21 protein-coding genes and 1 pseudogene are annotated in these 18455 nt (G+C 70.7%); 10 read left to right on the top strand and 12 right to left on the bottom strand.

The features are described 5' to 3' along the window. Positions 1-155: 155 nt before the first annotated feature. The 9 genes and pseudogenes from ASC67_RS01965 to ASC67_RS01930 form a co-directional block, all read right to left on the bottom strand. Positions 156-1121, bottom strand: a complete 966-nt coding sequence (locus ASC67_RS01965) for a relaxase/mobilization nuclease domain-containing protein (protein ID WP_056314612.1) — start codon at positions 1119-1121, stop codon at positions 156-158. 15 nt (positions 1122-1136) lie between these two features. After that, positions 1137-1721 (bottom strand): hypothetical protein, encoded by a 585-nt coding sequence (locus ASC67_RS01960; protein ID WP_156466616.1) that lies wholly within the window; start codon positions 1719-1721, stop codon positions 1137-1139. A gap of 324 nt (positions 1722-2045) precedes the next feature. Further along, positions 2046-2363 (bottom strand): annotated as a pseudogene (locus ASC67_RS01955) (type II toxin-antitoxin system RelE/ParE family toxin). Continuing rightward, on the bottom strand, positions 2360-2536 hold the full coding sequence (locus tag ASC67_RS20835; RefSeq protein WP_164481699.1) for a YlcI/YnfO family protein: 177 nt from the start codon (positions 2534-2536) through the stop codon (positions 2360-2362). Before ASC67_RS20835 ends, ASC67_RS01955 begins: the two are co-directional and overlap by 4 nt. An 83-nt stretch (positions 2537-2619) precedes the next feature. Next, positions 2620-3537 (bottom strand): ParB/RepB/Spo0J family partition protein, encoded by a 918-nt coding sequence (locus ASC67_RS01950; protein WP_056314610.1) that lies wholly within the window; start codon positions 3535-3537, stop codon positions 2620-2622. Beyond that, positions 3521-4360, bottom strand: coding sequence for a ParA family protein (locus ASC67_RS01945; RefSeq protein ID WP_056314609.1), 840 nt, complete (start codon positions 4358-4360; stop codon positions 3521-3523). Before ASC67_RS01945 ends, ASC67_RS01950 begins: the two co-directional genes overlap by 17 nt. A 238-nt stretch (positions 4361-4598) precedes the next feature. Beyond that, on the bottom strand, positions 4599-4955 hold the full coding sequence (locus ASC67_RS01940) for a hypothetical protein (RefSeq protein ID WP_056314608.1): 357 nt from the start codon (positions 4953-4955) through the stop codon (positions 4599-4601). A gap of 130 nt (positions 4956-5085) precedes the next feature. Next, positions 5086-5943, bottom strand: coding sequence for a DUF932 domain-containing protein (locus ASC67_RS01935; protein ID WP_056314607.1), 858 nt, complete (start codon positions 5941-5943; stop codon positions 5086-5088). A gap of 73 nt (positions 5944-6016) precedes the next feature. Further along, complete coding sequence (locus ASC67_RS01930) at positions 6017-6505, bottom strand: single-stranded DNA-binding protein (protein WP_056314606.1); 489 nt, start codon at positions 6503-6505, stop codon at positions 6017-6019. Positions 6506-7440: 935 nt separating this feature from the next. On the opposite strand from ASC67_RS01930, the gene ASC67_RS01925 reads away from it, so the two are divergent. After that, entirely contained in the window at positions 7441-8265 is an 825-nt protein-coding gene (locus tag ASC67_RS01925) for an NYN domain-containing protein (protein WP_056314605.1), read from the top strand. 26 nt (positions 8266-8291) lie between these two features. On the opposite strand, the gene ASC67_RS21160 is transcribed toward ASC67_RS01925, so the two are convergent. From ASC67_RS21160 to ASC67_RS01910, 3 genes are all read right to left on the bottom strand, one after another. After that, positions 8292-8657, bottom strand: coding sequence for a class I SAM-dependent methyltransferase (locus ASC67_RS21160; RefSeq protein WP_310731962.1), 366 nt, complete (start codon positions 8655-8657; stop codon positions 8292-8294). 282 nt (positions 8658-8939) lie between these two features. Next, complete coding sequence (cadR, locus tag ASC67_RS01915) at positions 8940-9428, bottom strand: Cd(II)/Pb(II)-responsive transcriptional regulator (protein ID WP_056314604.1); 489 nt, start codon at positions 9426-9428, stop codon at positions 8940-8942. A gap of 16 nt (positions 9429-9444) precedes the next feature. Beyond that, positions 9445-9780, bottom strand: coding sequence for a YnfA family protein (locus ASC67_RS01910; protein ID WP_056314603.1), 336 nt, complete (start codon positions 9778-9780; stop codon positions 9445-9447). 114 nt (positions 9781-9894) lie between these two features. Between ASC67_RS01910 and ASC67_RS01905 the strand changes: the two genes are divergently transcribed. From ASC67_RS01905 to ASC67_RS01865, 9 genes are all read left to right on the top strand, one after another. Continuing rightward, positions 9895-10536: a cation transporter gene (locus ASC67_RS01905; protein ID WP_056314602.1), complete on the top strand. Its 642-nt coding sequence runs from the start codon at positions 9895-9897 to the stop codon at positions 10534-10536. Then, positions 10533-10757, top strand: a complete 225-nt coding sequence (locus ASC67_RS01900; RefSeq protein WP_056314601.1) for a GDCCVxC domain-containing (seleno)protein — start codon at positions 10533-10535, stop codon at positions 10755-10757. Before ASC67_RS01905 ends, ASC67_RS01900 begins: the two co-directional genes overlap by 4 nt. 91 nt (positions 10758-10848) lie before the next feature. Continuing rightward, positions 10849-11199, top strand: coding sequence for a hypothetical protein (locus tag ASC67_RS01895; RefSeq protein WP_056314600.1), 351 nt, complete (start codon positions 10849-10851; stop codon positions 11197-11199). A 143-nt stretch (positions 11200-11342) separates the two neighbouring features. After that, positions 11343-12620 (top strand): TolC family protein, encoded by a 1278-nt coding sequence (locus tag ASC67_RS01890; RefSeq protein WP_056314599.1) that lies wholly within the window; start codon positions 11343-11345, stop codon positions 12618-12620. Positions 12621-12663: 43 nt separating this feature from the next. Continuing rightward, positions 12664-13218: a hypothetical protein gene (locus ASC67_RS01885; RefSeq protein WP_056314598.1), complete on the top strand. Its 555-nt coding sequence runs from the start codon at positions 12664-12666 to the stop codon at positions 13216-13218. Then, positions 13215-14327: an efflux RND transporter periplasmic adaptor subunit gene (locus ASC67_RS01880; protein WP_056314597.1), complete on the top strand. Its 1113-nt coding sequence runs from the start codon at positions 13215-13217 to the stop codon at positions 14325-14327. Before ASC67_RS01885 ends, ASC67_RS01880 begins: the two co-directional genes overlap by 4 nt. A 10-nt stretch (positions 14328-14337) precedes the next feature. Next, positions 14338-17457, top strand: a complete 3120-nt coding sequence (locus ASC67_RS01875) for an efflux RND transporter permease subunit (RefSeq protein ID WP_056314596.1) — start codon at positions 14338-14340, stop codon at positions 17455-17457. A 29-nt stretch (positions 17458-17486) separates the two neighbouring features. Next, the gene (locus ASC67_RS01870) at positions 17487-17873 is read left to right on the top strand and encodes a hypothetical protein (protein ID WP_056314595.1); all 387 of its coding nucleotides are present in this window, start codon (positions 17487-17489) and stop codon (positions 17871-17873) included. 12 nt (positions 17874-17885) lie between these two features. Further along, a complete protein-coding gene (locus ASC67_RS01865) occupies positions 17886-18431 on the top strand; it encodes a hypothetical protein (protein ID WP_056314594.1) in 546 nt (181 codons plus the stop codon). The last annotated feature ends 24 nt before the right edge of the window (positions 18432-18455 follow it).

The following is an 18455-nucleotide window of genomic DNA, read 5'->3' as shown; positions in this document are numbered from 1 at the left end:
TGGGTTTCGGCCTCCCTGGGTTGGACTCTACCGAACTCAGTTGCCGAACTCCTCTCGGGGAACACCCCCTGCGCAATTGCTCTCGGCTGGCTGCGACCGCCAACACCAACTCTTCGGCCCCACCCGAGGGGCGCTATGGATCAACGTCAGCCCCCTCAGCGATGTAGATCGAGGACTGCCCGCACTTGAGAAGCGGGCGGAGCCGACCCCCTGTCCACGTCAACGCTCGTTCTTGCTGCGGGCATGTCCCTCACGTAGCGCGCGATCGAGCGTGCGAGGTCGCGGTCTCCCGCGTTGCCGGATGCCGCCAGAGCTCTTCCCAGTTGCGTCCACGACTGAGCGACTTCCACGCGGGTCGCCGTGGCGCGCTGACCTGCCTTCACGCTTGCCTGCGTGGTTCGCAGGCGCCCGTCCTCCCGCGCCTTGATCCGCCACAGCGGGTCATAGTTGCGGCTGCTGCCCCGCGTCGCCTGTCGCGTGGCCTCGGCCTCAACACCCCGCTCGCGCAGCCTCTCGGCGAAGGTCTCACGCCACCGATGCAGGTCAGTCTTTCGCGGGTTCAGACGCCGGCCATGCTTCGACTCGGCCCGCACGCTGATGTGCACATGCGGGTTGGCCTGGTGGTCGTGCAGCACCATCACATACTTGTGGTCGGCCAGCTCGATCTTGGCGAACTCGCGCGCGGCCCATTGCACAGTCAGAGGGTCCGTGCCCCGCGGCATCGAAAGCATGATGTTGAACGCCTCCCGCCGATCGCTCACGTCCTCGATCAGGCTGCCGCCGAAACGCCAGTCGTTGGCCAGCTCGCGCAGCGCCTCCTTGCCGCGCGTCGTCTCGCCACGCTCGTCCTCGATCTCGAGCCGGCCGTTCTTGCTGATGTAGCGGAAGTGTGCGGCGATGGCCTTCATGCCGCGCCCACCACCGGTCACCTTGACCATCACTTGCGGCACGCGGCGAACGACGGTGGCCTCGATGCGCTCGCGGATGGCCGCGGCACGCTGACGCGCCGCGAGGGCTCCGAGCTTGGGCTGCGGCTGGCTCTTGACGATCCGGTTGCCCGGGTAGAACAGCCGATCGCCCCACTGGATCAGGATGCCGTCGATGTCGGGTCGTTGAGACATGTCATCTCCTTCGCTTCACGAGGCCGCGGGTCGCCTTGACTCGCCACGCCCGGCAGATGAGCGTGCGGGCCGCAGGTCGGCCAGGACGCCGGCCGCCAGGGTCAGATGCGCCCGCACGTCGTCGCCCAGCGTGTCGAGCATGCGGCGGTACTCCAGGGCAGGCCGCACATTGCCCTGACGCAGCAGCGCGGTGAGGTGGTTGATGCTCCGGCTCAGCGTCGAGAGTTCGGCGCTCGATGCCGTGAGCGCAGCCAGGCAGACGGGGCGGCTGCCCGACCGACCCGACAACGCCGGCACGTCGGCCAGCAAGCCTGCAAGGAAAGCACCGCGCGACAGGCCTGAATTCTTCGCTCCGCCATCGAGCTGCTCGGCCTCGCCGCGTGTCAATCGGATGGACAGCTTTACGGTCGATCCGGTGAAGGACGCTGATCGTCCCGCCTCGGCGGGCGCACGCGACGCGTCGACGAGGCCCAGCTCGCGCTCGACCGCCCGACGGACCACCACCGACACACTGACCCGTTCGGCCTGCGCGCGCGCCACCAGCGCGGCTTTCAGGCCGCGCATGTCTGCCGTAACGAACTCGTGAGTCGGGGTGTTCATGGTCCGAGCAATCGATGCGATGCGATGCGAGGCAAGCGGAGCTTCACAAGCCGGCGGCAGGCCGCCTATCTCTGCACTCACCTACGCATTCAGTATTGGCCCGGATCGAGGTCGCACGACCGATGATTCCGACCTCAGAATCATCGCCCTCGCCTTCCGCGCAGCTCGCGGTGAGCACGAGCGCAGCAGGGTTGCGCCCAGGAAGACCGACCTCATTTCCGAGACAGCGTCCCGGAATTCCTCGCGCGAGCCGGCAGCGTCAATGGCCACCGATGTCCATCCGATGGACAACACGAACCACACCGCATCAAAGCGGCGGCGGCCTCAGTGGTAGTCGTCTTCGAGCTGGTGCCGCACCGCGAGGACCGCGACCGTGGCGGCGTCCTCGACCTCGAACAGCGCGACGTAGCCGGCCCGGCCGAAGGGGATGATCAGCTCGCGCAGGAACGGGCTCCAGCCCGCCTTGCGGCAGGTGAAGGGCGAGGCCTACAGGGTGTCGATCCCCCTGCGGATGGCGGCCAGCGCCTGGGTAGCGAGATCCAGATCACCGCCGTCCCGAGCCAGCTTGCGCTCGACGATGAAGTCGAACAGGCGGTCGAGGTCGTCCCGGGCCTGACGGGTCAGGCGGACCCGGTCGCTCACCGGCGTGTCTTCGCCTGCTTGGCGCGCGCGGCGTCGAGCTTGCGCTGCAGCGCCTCGAACACGACATCGGCGTCGACAAACTCCGACAGCGTCTCGCCCTCGCCCAGCACGGCCTCGACCTCGGCACGGAACTCCGGCTCCACACGGAGGGAAGGGATGGTGGCGGTCTTCATGCAGGCAGCGTATCGCAATTGCGCCGCATACAGCCTCGGATCATGTTCTCTGCTCACGTCAGCCTGTCCATCGGAGTGACAAATCAGCCATCGACAAAGCCGAGCAACTTCAGCGACGCGGCCGGCGCGAGCCGGCGCGGGCCGCCGACCAGCGGGCGGACGTAGACATGGCCGGATTGCTCCGGCGCCACCGACACGACGAGCTGGTAGTCCTGACCGTCGAACTCGACATGGATGCGCTTGGTGGAGCGTGGTGAACGTGACTCGTCCATTTCGACCGGACTTTCTGCCTGGCGGACAGGCTGCGGCGGCGTTCCCGGCCGGGTGGCTTCGCTCGGGTCCGGTGCCACCGTGGCCGACAGTTCGGCCCGCAGCGCCGCGAGCCGGTCGCGGGTGATCGACCGTTCGCGCGCGGTCCACGCCTCGACGGCGCCCGCATGCTTACCGTGCAGCCGCCGCAGCTCGTAGAGCTCGTTCATGCCGCGGCAGCGGCCTTCGCGGTAGGCCTGCAGCAGCCAGTTCGGCGCCTCGATCAGCGCGGTCGCCAGGGTGACCCACTGCCGGCTCCTGCCGAGCTGCCGCGCGATGTCGGCCTGCCGGTCGCCGAGCGCGAGGCGCTTCTGCACGAACAGCGCCAGCTCGAGCGGCTTCAGACCTTCGCGCTGCTCGTTCTCGATCACCTGGTCGTAGCGGTCCGCGGTGGTGTCGACGAAGGCGGGGATCGTGTCGAGCCCGGCGAGCTTCGAGGCGCGCAGGCGCCGCGCACCGAAGTTCAGCACCCAGCGACCTGCGGCCTGCAGGTGCGGCCGCACCGAGATCGGCTGGCGCACGCCCCGCTCCCGGATCGTCGCTGCCAGCTCCTGCAGCGCGTTGGCATCGAACTCGTGCCGCGGCTGCTCGGGGTCCTCGTCGATGTCGGCGACCGGCAACTGCAGCGGCTCGCCGCTCGCGGTCGGGCTCGGCGCGTCGAGCCCGGCCAGGTCGTCAAGCTGCAGCGGCATCGCTGGCCTCCGCGCGGCGAACCTCGGGCACCGCCCCGGTCACGATCGCGGCGATGCGCGTCAGGCTTGGCTCGATCTCGCGCCAGGCATCGCGCGCCGCGGTCTTCTTCATCTCCCACAGCACGGCCCCGTCGGCCTGGGCCTCGGCGATGCACGAGCGCCGGGGAATCGACGCAAAGTCGCCGGGCCCGTCGCCGATGCGGATCATCAGCGGGTGGTACTGCTGGACGATCTGAATGAAGTTCGCCTTCTGAAACGGAGTGGGTTCGACCATCGTCGGCAGCAGGCCGATCAGCGCGAGCTTCGGGTTCAGCACCGCCTTGATCTTGCGCAGGCCGACGCGCTCGTGGTTGAGCAGGCCGCTGACGCCATCCATCGCCTCCTGGTTGAGCTGGATCGGCGACAGCACGAAGTCGGCCGAGGCGAGCGCGGCGATGACCCGGATGTCGGGGTTCGGGTTGGTGTCGATCACGCACACGTCGAAGTCCGCGTCCACGCTCGCCAGGAAGGTCCGGAAATGCCGCGCGAAGGGTGTGTGCAGCGCCGGCTGCCGCTCCAGGCCGAGCAGCGCCCGGTCGCCGGGCACCAGCACGAAGGGCTGGTCCGGCAGCGACGGCGGCGCGCCGGTCAGCAGCGCGTCGGCTGTGGCTTCGCTCGGGCTCGCACGGCCCGACAGCCGCAGCGGCTTGCTCAGGTTGCCCTGGTGGTCCAGGTCGATCGCCAGCACGCGCCGGCCGCGTTGGACCAGGTGATGAGCCAGCAAGGTCGCGACGGCGCTCTTGCCGACGCCGCCCTTCTGGTTGCACAGCACGAGGGTCTTCATCGGCACGCACTCCTGCGAGCGGATCGCGGACCACCGACCCGTGGGGTGGGCACGGTGCCCTGCCGGGCCCGGGGGCCGACCTCGACAGGCGGCACCGGACCCTGCGAGCCGGCCGACGCGAAGCGCCGGCCGGCGAGCGTCGCGCGAGGCGCAGCGCGGGCACCATGCCCGGTCGATGATCGACGCGGATCGCGGTCCTGGCAGCGATGACTTTCAGGGGAAAGTCATCGGTGGCCGATCACCCGCCCTCGGGCCAGCGCAGGCCCCAACGTGCGATGACGGCCTGCAGGCGCCGGTCGCCGTCGGGCACCAGGGTATGCAGGTCGGCCTGCCCCCACCGCAGCGCATCGAGGCAGAGCAGCATGTCGTCGCTGATCGCGACATCGACGGCGCGCAGCTCGAAGGGGTCGAGCGGGAAGGCCTGTGCGTTGTAGGTCGCCGCGAGAAAGCGCACCACGCGGACGGTCTGCCCGGAGTCGCGCGTCTCGGCCAGGCGCAGCAGGCGGGTGAAGGCCTGGGCACCCTGGGCGGTGGCCACGCTCGAACGCGCGCGGTAGCCGTCGTGTTCGGTGTCGATGTGCTGGGCGGAGTTCATGGGGAAGTCCTCGAAGCGGTGCCGGGCGCACCCGGTCTGGACGCTGCGGCTCGATGCTCGCGCCGGCCGCAGCGATGCGGGGCGATGATTTCGGGTTCGAAGTCATCGCCCCGGCCACGGGATCACGGCCTCAAGCCGCCGCCCTGATGCGCCGCATCTCCTCGGCCAGCACCCACAGCGCCCGGTTCAGGCTCACGCCGCGGTCGATGCTGCCGACCGGCCGGGTGTGCAGCCGGCGGCCCTGCGCGCTGCGCCCGGGTTGGCCGCCGCGCATCACGTTCTCCTGCACGCGCTGGAAAGTCGTCCACAGGCTCTGACCGAGGTCCTCGGGCCGGCGCGCCTCGACCAACTGCGCGGCGGTCACCGGCGGCGGGGGCTGGTCCTCGCCCCGTTCGCCGAAGCGCAGCGCCAGCGCCGCGGTCGCGAAGGCGGTCTGCTCCTCGGGCCGCAACGTCAGCGCCTTCATGCCCTCGGCCGAGGCCTCGACCGCCTCGAACTCGTCGAGCACCCGGAACGCACCTTCGATCACCTCGCCCTGCACGTTGCCCTTGTGCGGGATGCGGATGTCCTCGACCACCTGGCCGACCACCAGGCCGTTGCAGCAGACGAAGCGGAACAGGCCCGCCAGCATCTGGTAGCTGCTCGCGCCGTCGTGGCTGTTGATCAGGATGATCTCGTTCGCTTCGGGCCGGGCCTGTACCTGCCCGGCGTGGCGCATGCGGATCATGTGCTTGGTGAATTCGGCCTTGCCCTCGATGCGGCTGGCGCCCTGGGCCACCATGAAGGGCTCGAAGCCCTCCTTGCGCAGCCCGCGCAGCACCTCGATGGTCGGGATGTAGGTGTAGCGCTCGGAGCGGCTGGCGTGCTTGCCCTCGGCGAACACCGAGGGCGCGGCGGTGCGCATCTGGTCTTCGCTCAGCGGGCTGTCGCCGCGCAGGACGCGGGTGTTGCGCGCAAAGCGCGTGGCGAGTGTGGGGGTCGCGTGCATGTCGGTTCCTTTCGGGATCGATGGATGAAAGGACGGCACGCCGGACCGAGGCCCGGCGCACCGACCTCAGGGTTCAGGCCGTCGCGGAATCCATGGCCTCGTCTGCGGGCGCCTTGGCGCCGGCCTTGCGGGCCTTCGCGGACTTGCCGCGCGCGGCGGCCGGCGCCGGGGCGCCGTCGCCCTCCTCCGGCCCCGTGCCCTGGCGGGCGCGCAGCGCCTCGCTCTGGGCCTTGGTATCGAGGTAGTCGACCTCCTCGGCGGTGAAGGCCATGCCGTAGACCGTCTCGCCGTCGCGCTCGTAGTTGTTGTTCTGCACCCGGCCGACCACGTTGACGTGGCTGCCCTTGCCCAGGTACTGCGCCGCGTTCTCGGCCTGCTTGCCCCACAGCGTCCACTGGATCGCCGTGGCCTCCTCGCCGCGGTTGTCGCCGCTGCCCTTGCGGGTGTTGCTGATCGCGGTCAGCGTCGCCTTGCTCACGGGGCCGTCCCGGCCCGCCACCGACACCAGCCGGACCGCGCCCGCCAGGTGCGCATTGCGTTGTTCGACACGTACGAAAGCCATGATGAACTCCTCATCCGAAGGACCCGCCGCACCCGTCCTGGCTGCTGAAAACTGATCCTTCTGCTTGGCTCTCCTCGCTCCCGCCCACGGGCGGGCGGGGGGTGGGCACGGCCCCTTCCCTCACGGGAAGGGGTGGGGGATGGGTGGGGTTCAGCAGCAGCCGAGGCAGTGAGCCGGTTTCCCGACCCACCGCCATGAGATCCCCCCACAAGTCCCCCTCATCCATTGACGGGGGCGCCGTGGGGGGAGCGCGGTGGGACGACCGGCGCCCCGGCGGCCCCTTTGGTCGGCGCAGCGTCGCGGCCGCTGTGCCAGCCCGCCTGGCGCAGCGGCTGCAGCGCAGCCGACCGAAGGCTCACGAGCAGCGGCGGCCCTGCGGCCGACGTGCCACCGAGGGCGCCGCAGGCGAGCGAATGGCACGGCGGTCGAGCCGCTGATCGCTGGCTGTGCAGCGGCAAAGCCGCTGCGAGCACTTGTCTGACCCTGTCTTCAGCGGCCCGGCATCGGGCATGGCGGGTGACCGGGGTGGCGATCTGGCCGGCGCCGCACCGAGCGGAGCGCAGCGCAGCGACCTGCAAGCCGGTCAGTTCGCCAAGCGGGCCTCGTTCACGCGCAGCGTGAAGGAAACCAGGCCCGCGATCCCCGGGCACGGGACAGGGCCGCCGCGTGCTTCAGCCGGCCCCGCCGGCCTGACTGGATTCGCGTGAGGGATGGCAGCCCGTCAGGGGCGAGACGCCGGCACAGCCGGCGGCTCGACGCGCAGCGCCACAGCCCGGCCCCGCTCCGCGGGGACACGCCATAGCCCACCAGGACCTGGCGGCTGACCCGGCCGCACGCCCACCCGCGTCGCCTCCATCGGGCCCAACGCTGCCGCGCACGGGAACCTCGCCCGGAGGCATTACGATGCCTTCGACAAGAACGGGAGGGAGAAGCGCTTGACCCCGAACGACAACGACGACAACCGATCGGTGGCCCTGTACTGGGACTTCGAGAACCTGCACGCAGGGCTCGTCGAAGCCCGCTACGGCGAAGGCGCCTACGCCAAGCCGGACAACCGCTTCAAGGCCCAGGAACCGCTGATCGACGTGCAGGCCCTGGTCGAGCTCGCCGCCTCCTTCGGTCCGGTCGCCATCAACCGCGCCTACGGCAACTGGCAATTCTTTGGCCGCTACCGCGACGCCCTGCTCCAGAGCGCCGTCGAGCTGATCCAGCTCTTTCCTCCCGGCGCGTCGGCGAAGAACGGCGCCGACATCAAGCTCTGCCTCGACGCCACCGAGGACATCAGTCGCTTCGCCCACATCGGCACCGTCATCATCATCGGCGGCGACAGCGACTTCATGCCCGTCGCCCAGAAGATCAAGGCCGCCGGCCGCACCCTCATCGGCATCGGCAACCGCCGGAACACCAACAAGCACTGGGCCAAGAGCTGCCACGAGTTCCGCTACTACGACACCCTCGTCGAGCCCGAACCCGGACCGCAGGCCCAAGCCGCCGCCGAAGCCAGGGACGCGGCGGCACCGCCGCCCGCGGACCCGGCGGCCGACATGCTCCGGCGAGCGCTCCGCCTGCTCGCCGAAACCCGCGGCGAGGCCTGGGTGAACAAGGCCAACGTCTGGCCGATGATCAAGCGCCTCGACCCGACCTTCGACACCAAGGACCACGGCTACGCCAGCTTCACCGAGATGCTCAAAGCGCTCGACACCGTCGTCGAGGTCAAGAAGGGCGAGACCGACCACCTGCTGCGCTTGCGGTCGAGCTGACCGCCCCGACTGGCCTCCGTCAGAGACTAGGTCAGGACCTTGCGGCAGTAGCAGTACACGAACTGCTGGACCACGCCGCCCGGCGAGCGGTGCTCGTGTTCCCGGTGTTCGACCAGATCGAAGGCGCTGCCGAACTCGTCGTGCAAGGCGTCGGCGTCGTACCGCTTCACCGGCAGGCCGCTGCACTGCGTCGGCCCCCGCGCCCCGAAGGTGGCGACGATCACATGGCCGCCGGGACGGACCGCGCGCAGCACCTGCGCCACATAGGCACGTCGCGCCGCCTCCTCGACCAGGAAGTGAAACACCGCCCGGTCGTGCCAGAGGTCGTAGGGCAGTCCCGGCAGGTCCATCGACGTGATGTCGCCGACCAGCCAGTGCACCCGCCGGGCCACCGGCCCCAAATCGAGCCTGCGCCGCGGCCAGGGCCGCCGCCGACAGATCGACCACGGTGACGTCGCGGTAGCCAGCGAGCAGCAGATCGTCGACCAGCGTCGAGGCTCCGCCGCCCACGTCGATGATCCGGGCGCTCCCGCCGGGCGCGGCCTGCTCGATCAGCGCGAGCGAGGTGGCCGCATGCGGCTCGAACCAGCTCACGGCATCGGCCGCCTTGCCGCCGTACACCTGCTCCCAATGCTGCTTCGGATCCATCGCCTCTCTCCTGCACGCCAGGGCGTTCAGCCGGCCGATCCCCGACGGCGATCGGCGGCGCGCCTGCCCCCGGAACGACCGTGGGCACCCTCGACATGCACCCCGCCCGCCGGTGCCCGTGCCACCGGTTGCGCCAACCCGTCCAGGATGCCGCACCGCGCCGCCTCGCCCGCCCCGCCGCATTGCGCGCGCAGGGACTTCAGCTGCCGCTCGAGCTGCCGCAGCTCCCGGATGCGCGTGGCGACATGGTGGATGTGCTCGTCGAGCAGCATGTTGACTTCGCCGCACCCGGCCTGCGGCGCGTCCTTGACGCGCAGCAGCACGCGAACCTCGTCCAGCGCCATGTCCAGCGACCGGCAGTGCCGCACGAAGGCCAGCCGCTCGACATGCCCGGGCCCGTAGATGCGGTAGTTGCCTTCGGTGCGCGCCGCCGTCGGCAGCAGCCCTTCGCGCTCGTAGTAGCGGATGGTCTCGACCGGGGTCCCCGCCGCGGCCGCCAGTTCACCGATCTTCATCGCCGTCTCCTCCGACTCAGGCAGCGCGCGGCTGCAGCGCGATCAGCGCCATGCCGGCCAGGCAGACCGCACCGCCGACCAGGTCCCAGCGCGTCGGCGCCACACCGTCGACCTGCCACAGCCACAGCAGCGCCACCACCACGTAGACGCCGCCGTAGGCCGCGTAGGTCCGCCCCGCCGCGCTCGGGTGCAGCGTCAGCAGCCAGGCGAAGGCTGCCAGCGCACCCGCGGCCGGCAGCAGCCACCAGACCGGCCGGCCCTGCGTCAGCACCAGCCACGACAGGTAGCAGCCGACGATCTCGGCCACCGCGGTGACGAAGAACAGGCCCGTGACGCGCAGGAAGTCGAGCATGGCTGAGGTTCCGGGAGGCGGGGCGATGGTGAGGGAAGGCGACACGATGCTAACGCTTGACTCTGGAGCCGCTACAGGGTTTCCAATGCGAACCATGATGCCTCGGACCAGCCCATGAGCGAGCCCTGCTGCAGCCACGGCTGCGCCACCCCATCCGCCGTCCGGAGCCCGCGCTACCGCCGCGTGCTGTGGGCCGCGCTGATCGTCAACGCGATGATGTTCGGCATCGAGCTCGCCGGCGGCCTGCACGCCGGCTCGGTGTCGCTGCTGGCCGACGCGGTGGACTTCCTCGGCGATGCGGCCAACTACGGCATCTCGCTGCTCGTGCTCGGCATGGCCCTGCGCTGGCGCGCACGCGCCGCGCTGTTCAAGGGCCTGACCATGGGCGCCTTCGGCGTCTTCGTGCTGACCCGGGCCGCCTGGTCCGCGACCACCGGTACGGTGCCCGAGCCGGTGACCATGGGGGCGATCGGCGCGCTGGCGCTGCTTGCCAACGTGGCCGTCGCCGCCATGCTCTACGCCTGGCGCGAGGGCGACGCCAACATGCGCTCGGTCTGGCTGTGCAGCCGCAACGACGCCATCGGCAACCTCGCCGTGATGGCCGCGGCGCTCGGTGTGTTCGGCACCGGCAGCGCCTGGCCCGACCTCGCGGTCGCCGCGATCATGGGCAGCCTCGCGATCGCCGCGGCGGCGTCCGTCGTGCGCCAGGCCACCACCGAGCTGCGACCGGCCGCTGCCGGTCCCGTGACGCCATGAGTGCGGTCGTCCTGACCTCGGCGCTGACCTGCCCGCATTGCGGCCACCGGTCGACCGAGACCATGCCGACCGACCGCTGCCTGTGGTTGCACGAATGCCCGCAGTGCCGCCGGCTGCTGCGCCCGCGGCCCGGCCACTGCTGCGTGTTCTGCTCCTACGGGTCGGTGCCCTGCCCGCCGGTCCAGGCCGCCGCAGGCGAGCCCGGGTCGTGCTGCGGCTGACGGGGCCCGACCGATGCCATGCCGCGTCACCCTTCACGCCGGTCGGGATGGCGTCGTGCCGCCGGGCCGCGCAGCCGCTAGACTGCGCTCCGTGCGTCGCTGGCTCTCCATCCTCCTGCTCGTGCTGCTGCCGCTCCAGTTCGCCTGGGCGCAGGCAGCCGACTACGACGCGCACGGCAGCGGCAGCCATGAGATGCACTTCGGGCATCACGATCACGGCCACGACCACGGCGAACCGCCCGACGCGCCCGACGGCGATGCAGGCGGCTCGATCGACGCCGACGGCCACCACTGCCACGGCCAGTGCTCGGGCATGCCGGCACCGGTCTGCCTCGTGGCCGCCGTCATCGGCAGCACGTCGCCCGACATCCGCATCGACGTGCACAGCGGCGCCCTCGCGCCGCCCCGACCCGAACGCCCCCAGTGGCGTCCCCTCGCCTGATCGGCGAGGCGGGTCGCTTTTCTTCCTGAAACCCGTTCGCGCCTGAGCGCCGGCCGCAGCATGCGGCCCGCGCAGGCACGACGCGACCTTCTGGTCGCCGCTCGCCGATCTCCCGTGGCTTGTTCTCGACACTGGAGCATCGGATGCACCGAAGAACTCGAACGACCGCATGGCTGCGACGCACCGCCGTGGCCGCCGCATGGGCCACCTGCGCATGGGCGGCGCAGGCCCAGACCACCATGGCGCAACCCGCGCCCGAAGAGCCTCTTGACCTCCGGCAAGTCTTCGACGCCGCCTGGGCGCGCCAGCCTGAGGCCCTTGCCCTGCAGGCGCACCGTGACGCGGCCAGGGCCCGGCAGAAGGCCGCGCAGGCCTGGACCCCTGAACCCGCAGCGCTGGAGCTGTCCAACAAGACCGACCGCCTGAACCGCAACCAGGGCGCGCGCGAACTCGAGGTCGGCGTTGCCGTGCCCTTGTGGCTGCCCGGCGAGCGCAGCAAGAGCGCTGCACTGGCGGACGCCGAAGGCGCGGCGATCGAAAGCCGTGCATCTGCCGCGCAGCTGCGCGTGGCGGCGGCGGTCCGCGACGCATGGTGGCAATGGCAGCGCACCCGCATCGAGGCTGAGAGCGCACGCGATCAGCTCGACAACACGCGCCGCATCGCTGCCGACGTGGCCAGGCGGACTCGCGCCGGCGATCTGGCCCGCGCCGACCAGCACCTGGCCGATGGTGCGGTGGCGGCAGCCGAGTCGGGGCTCGTACAGGCCGAAGCCGCACTGGCTGCGGCCCGGCAGCAACTCCGCGCGCTGGCAGGCCGTGCGCCCGCTGCCACCGTAACCGCCGGTGCCGCCGCCGAGCCAGACCCTGGTACGGCCTCGGCCGAGACCGACGCGCACCCGGCGCTGCAGGAGCTGAGGGACCGCGCCGCGGTGGCAGAAGGCAGCGCGGCGCTGGCCGCGGCGCAGTCGCGCGCCAGCCCCGAGCTGATGCTGGCGACCACCCGCGACCGCGGCGCCTTCGGCGAGTCGTCTCAGCAGACCCTGACGCTCGGCGTGCGCATCCCCTTTGGCGGCGGCCCGCGGCACGATGCCCGATCCGCCAGCGCACGCGCCGAAGCGACCGAGGCACAGGCCCAGCTGGCGCTGGAGCGCGAACGCCTGGGCGCCGAACGCGAAGCCGCGCGCGTGCGGGTGGACGCCTCGCGCACCCAGCTCGCCGCCGCCGAGCGCCGTGCCCTGCTCGCGCGCGAATCGCGCGGCTTCTTCGACAAGTCCTTCCGCCTCGGCGAGACCGACCTGCCGACGCGCCTGCGCATCGAAGCCGAAGCCGCGGAAGCCGAACGCCAGGCCGCGCGCACCCGCATCGAACTCGCCGCGGCGATCTCCGCGTGGCGGCAGGCGCTGGGTCTCATGCCCCAGTGACGCTGCATCGACGCCACACACCGAATCCTTCAGGACCCTCCCCATGAACCTCCCGCACCTCCTGGCCGCGATCCTCGTCGCCGCCTTCCTCGCCGCTCCGCCCGCGCGCGCCGCCGGCGACCATGACCACGGCGACGCCGCCCCCTCGGCCGTCGGCGAGGCGCTGCCGCGCTTCACCGCCGAGTCTGAACTGTTCGAGCTCGTCGGCGTGCTCAGCGGCCAGCAGATCACCCTCTACCTCGACCGCTATGCCGACAACAACCCGGTGCGCGACGCGCAGATCGAGCTCGAGATCAGCGGCGCCAAGTTCAAGGCCGAAGCCCATGGCGACGGCGAGTACGAGGTGCTGCTGCCCGAGGCGCCGAAGCCGGGTGTGCTGCCCATCACCGCGACCGTGACCGCCGGCAACGAGGCCGACCTGCTGGCCGGCGAGCTGGACATCCACGAGGAGGCCCACGCCGACGAGGCCGAGCACGCGCATTCGTTGAAGGAATACGCCTTATGGGCCACCGCCGGCTTCGCCGTACTGGCCCTGCTCGGCTGGGCCGCACGTCGCATGCTCGGCGCGCGCGGCGTTCGCGCCGGGGGTGCGGCATGAAGCGCGCGCTGATCGCCACCAGCCTCGGGCTGCTGATCGCACTGGCCGGGCCCCACGCGGCGCGGGCCGGCGAAGGCCACGACCACGGCGACGGCACGGCCGCGCCCAGCGCCAACGGCCCGCAGCGCCAGCCCGACGGCAGCGTCTTCCTGCCCAAGCCGGCGCAGCGCCAGCTCGGCGTACGCACCCTCGTCACCGCGGCCGCCACGCTGCCGCGCACGGTGGAACTGAACGCCAGGGTGCTGATGGACCCCAACGCCGGCGGCAAGGTGCAGGCCCTGAACGCCGGCCGCATCGAACCCGGGCCGCGCGGCCTGCCCAACCTCGGGCAGACGGTGCGCAAGGGCGAGGTGCTCGCTTATGTGCTGCCGTCGGCCGCGCCGATCGAGCGCTCCAACCAGGCCGCCCAGCTGGCCGAGCTGCGCGCGGCCAAGGCCCTGGCCGACAAGCGCGTCGCGCGCCTGCAGGAGCTGGCCGACACCGTGCCGCGCAAGGAGATCGAGGCGGCGGAAAGCGAATCGGCCAGCCTGGGGGCGCGCATCGCCGCGGTCGGCGCCGGCCTCGCCACCCGCGAGACGCTGGTCGCGCCGGTGTCCGGCGTGATCGCCTCGGCCAACGTGGTCGCCGGCCAGGTGGTCGATGCCCGCGAACTGGTCTTCGAGATCGTCGATCCCTCTCGCCTGCGCATCGAGGCGCTGGCCTTCGACGCCGCGCTCGCGTCCGACATCGGCGGCGCAACGCTCGCCGTCGGCGAGCAGCGCGTACCCCTGGTCTTCGTCGGCGCCTCGCGCAGCCTGCGCGAGCAGGCGCTGCCGCTGGCCTTCCGCGCCGAGGGCCCGACGCTCGCGCAACTGGCCGTCGGCCAGCCGGTGCAGGTCTTCGTGCAGACGAAGAAGACGATCGAAGGCATCGCCGTGCCGGTCGCCGCGCTGATGAAGAACCCGGCCAACCAGACCATCGTCTGGGTCAAGACCGCGCCGGAGCGCTTCGAGCCGCGCAGCGTGACCACCGAGCCGCTCGACGGCGTCAACGCCGCCGTGACTTCGGGCTTGAAGCCGGGTGATCGTGTCGCGACCCAGGGCGCGACGCTGATCAACCAGGTCCGCTGAGGAAGCCACCATGTTCAAGTGGCTCCTCGACAACAGCCTCGGCAACCGGCTGCTGGTGATCATCGCCAGCGTGGTGCTGATGGCCTATGGCGCGTTCACGCTCTCGCGCACCCCGGTGGACGTGTTCCCCGACCTCAACAAGCCCACCGTCACCATCATCACCGAGGCCGGCGGCATGGCCGCCGAGGAGGTGGAGCAGCTCATCACCTTCCCGCTCGAGACGACCATGAACGGCCTGCCCGGCGTGGAGTCGGTGCGCTCGATCTCGTCGGCCGGCCTGTCCTTCCTCTACGTCACCTTCGACTGGGACATCGACATCTTCCGCGCCCGGCAACTGGTGTCGGAGCGGCTCGCCGGCATGGAAGAAAGCGTCGCCGAGGGCGTCACGCCGCACATGGGGCCGATCAGCTCGATCATGGGCGAGATCATGCAGATCGCCATTCCGGTCGATCCGCAGAAGATCAGCCCGATGGCCGTGCGCGAGTACGCCGACTGGGTGCTGCGGCCGCGGCTGCTGTCGGTGCCCGGCGTCGCGCAGGTCATTCCCATCGGCGGCGAGGTGCGCCAGTTCCAGGTGCAGCCCAACACCGCCCGCATGGCCGAGCTGGGCATCACGCACGATCAGCTCGAAGCTGCGCTGAAGGGCTACTCCAGCAACACCTCGGGCGGCTTCCTCGAACTCAACGGCCGCGAATACCTGATCCGCAACCTGGGCCGCACCTCGCGCCTCGACGACTTGAACAACCTCGCGCTGACGGCGAAGGACGGCCAGCCGATCCTGATGCGCCAGATCGCCGAAGTGACTTTTGCCGCGGCGCCCAAGCGCGGCGACGCCGGCTTCGAGGGCAAGCCGGCCGTCATCCTGGGCATCCAGAAGCAGCCGACCGCCGACACCATCGCGCTGACGCTCGCCATCGAGGACGCACTCACCGGCCTGAAGGCCTCGCTGCCGGCCGGCATGGAGGCGCCGCAGGTCACTTTCCGCCAGGCCAGCTTCATCGAGGCCTCGATCAGCACGCTGCAGGGCAAGCTGATCGGCGCCTCGATCTTCGTCGCTGCGATCCTGTTCTTCTTCCTCGGCACGCTGCGGCCGACCGTCATCGCGCTGACGGCGATCCCGGTATCGATCTTCATCACCGCGCTGGTCTTCAAGTATTTCGGGCTGTCGATCAACACCATGACGCTGGGCGGCCTGGCGATCGCCATCGGCGGCCTGGTCGACGACGCGGTGGTGGGGGTGGAGAACGTGCTGCGGCGCCTGAAGGAAGACCGCGCTAAGCACCCGGATCACCGCATGCACCCGATCGAGGTCGTGGCGCGGGCGACGATGGAAGTTCGCTCGGCCATCCTCTACGCGACGGTCATCATCGTGCTCGTCTTCATCCCGCTGTTCGCGCTGCCGGGGCTGGAAGGCAAGCTGTTTGTGCCGCTGGGCATCGCCTTCATCGTCTCGACGCTGGCCTCGCTGATCGTGTCGGTCACGGTCACGCCGGTACTCAGCTTCTACCTGCTGCCGCGGATGAAGACCCTGGACCATGGCGACACCAAGGTGCTGGCCTGGTTGAAGGCGCGTTACTGCGGCAGCCTGCAGGCGGTGCTCGACCGGCCCAAGGCGGCCATGGCCGCCGCGGGTGCGGCGGTGATGGTTGCGGCGGTGGCCGTACCCTTCTTTCCGACCACTTTCCTGCCGCCGTTCAACGAGGGCACGCTGCTGATCGGCCTGCGCCTGAACCCGGGCGTGACGCTGGCCGAGACCTCGGCACTGGCACGCCAGGCCGAAGTCCTGATCAAGCAGGTGCCCGAGGTCACCCACGTCGGCCGCCGCAGCGGCCGGGCCGAGTTGGATGAACACGCGGAGGGCGTGCATGTCAGCGAGCTGGACGTGGGCCTCGTCCCCACCGCCGAGCTGACGCGCAGCATGGACGAGGTCAAGGCCGACATCCGCGCCCGCCTGGTCAACCTGCCGGCGGCGCTGGAGATCGGCCAGCCGATCTCGCACCGCATCGATCACATGCTGTCGGGCGTGCGCTCGCAGATCGCGGTCAAGATCTTCGGCGAAGACCTCGATGCGCTGCGCGGCCAGGCCGATGTGCTGCGCGCGAAGCTGGCCACCATCCCCGGCATTGCCGACCTGCAGATCGAGAAGCAGGTGCTGGCGCCGCAGATCAAGGTGCGTGTGGACTACGCGGCGGCCGCGCGCTACGGCGTGCCGGCGCCGCAGGTGCTGGGCACGCTGCAGGGCCTGGTCGAGGGCGAGAAGATCACCCAGATCGTCGAGGGCAGCCGGCGTTTCGCGCTGGTGGTGAAACTGCCGGAATCGGCACGCTCGGTGGAGGGCCTGGGCGGCATCCTGATCGAGACGCCCAGCGGCCGCATCCCGCTGGCCAAGATCGCGACGATCGAGGACGGCGACGGGCCCAACCAGATCAGCCGCGACGACGGCAAGCGGCGCATCGTGCTGTCGGCCAATGCCTCGGGCCGTGCGCTGTCGGAGATCGTCGCCGACATCCGCCAAGTGGTCGCCGAGACCAAGCTGCCCGAGGGCTACTTCATCACCCTGGGCGGGCAGTTCCAGGCCCAGGAGGAAGCCTCGCGGCTGGTCGGCCTGCTGTCGATCGTGTCGCTGACGCTGATGTTCGTCGTGCTCTACAGCCGCTACAAATCGGCGGCGCTGTCGGCGCTGATCATGGTCAACATCCCGCTGGCGCTGGTCGGTGCGGTGCTCGGGCTGTGGCTGTCGGGCCAGCCGCTGTCGGTGGCGGCGCTGGTCGGCTTCATCACGCTGGCCGGCATCTCGGTGCGCAACGGCATCCTGAAGATCAGCCACTACATCAACCTGATGCGCTTCGAGGGCGAGGCCTTCGACCAGAAGATGATCGTCCGCGGCTCGCTGGAGCGCCTGAGCCCGGTGCTGATGACGGCGCTGGTGACGGCCTTCGCGCTGGCGCCGCTGCTGTTGGAGGCCGAACGCCCCGGCACCGAGGTGCTGCACCCGGTGGCGGTGGTGATCTTCTCGGGCCTGATCAGCTCGACGCTGCTCGACACCTTCCTCACGCCCGCGATGTTCTGGCTCTTCGGCCGCAAGCCGGCCGAGGCGCTGATGGACGACAAGGACGCCGAGGCGCTGTGATCTCTTCCACCCACCCCGAAAGGACCCTCATGAAAACCCAGACCCTCGTCGCCTCGATCACCCTGGCACTGGCCGGCTCCGCCTTCGCCGCCGGCGACCACCACCACGCAGCCGATGACCACAAGCCGATGCACGGCGGCGTCGTGACCGCGACCAAGCTCATGGACTTCGAGCTCGTGGCCAAGCCGACCGTGATCCAGCTCCATCTGCGCGACCACGGCAAGCCGATGGACGCGAGCCAGGCCAAGGGCAAGCTGACGCTGCTGTCGGGCACCGACAAGCAGGAGGTCGAGCTCAAGCCGGCCGGCGACAGGCTCGAAGCCACCGGCAGCTTCAAGGTCGGACCGGGCACCAAGGCGGTGGCGGTCGTGACGGTCGGCGGCAAGACGGCGACCGCGCGCTTCACCCTCAAGTAGCCGGAGACGAGCATGCTCGCGCGCAGATCGCTGACCCTCGGCGGGCTCGCCGCCCTGGGGATGACCGCGGCAGGGTGCGCCACGCGCACGCCGGCAAGGCTCGAGGCCGACGGTTCCTACTGCCGCCGCCTCGGCCGGCGGCCTCGCCAGAAGGTGGCGTGCACGCCGGGCTCGGTACCGCCCGCCTCGGCGGACGCCGACGCCAAGCGCTTCGAACCCATCCCCGGCGCCCTGGGCTTGTACGTGCTGCGCCATCGCTGGCTGGATGCCCACCGCGTCGTCGAACTCCAGGTGGACGGCCGGCCCGTGGCAGCGACGGTCCCCGCGTCGCTGGTGCGAGTGGCCCTCGCGCCGGGCAGACACACGTTGGCGGTCGACTGGGACGGGCAACGAACCGAGCTGAGTATCGAGGGTGCGCCAGGCGACGTGCACGCCATCGAGCTGGTCGGGAGCAGTTGGTTCTGGGGCGACCGCTTCGTGTGGCAGCCATCGACCGTGGACGATCTCCGGCGTCGCGCCGCCGGCACGCGGCTGGTGGCCGACGTGAGCTTGCGCTGATCGCAGCGTGCACTTGATGCGGTG

Source organism: Methylibium sp. Root1272, from assembly GCF_001425905.1.
Classification (GTDB): domain Bacteria; phylum Pseudomonadota; class Gammaproteobacteria; order Burkholderiales; family Burkholderiaceae_C; genus Methylibium.
This window is presented reverse-complemented; position numbering and strand designations above follow the sequence as displayed.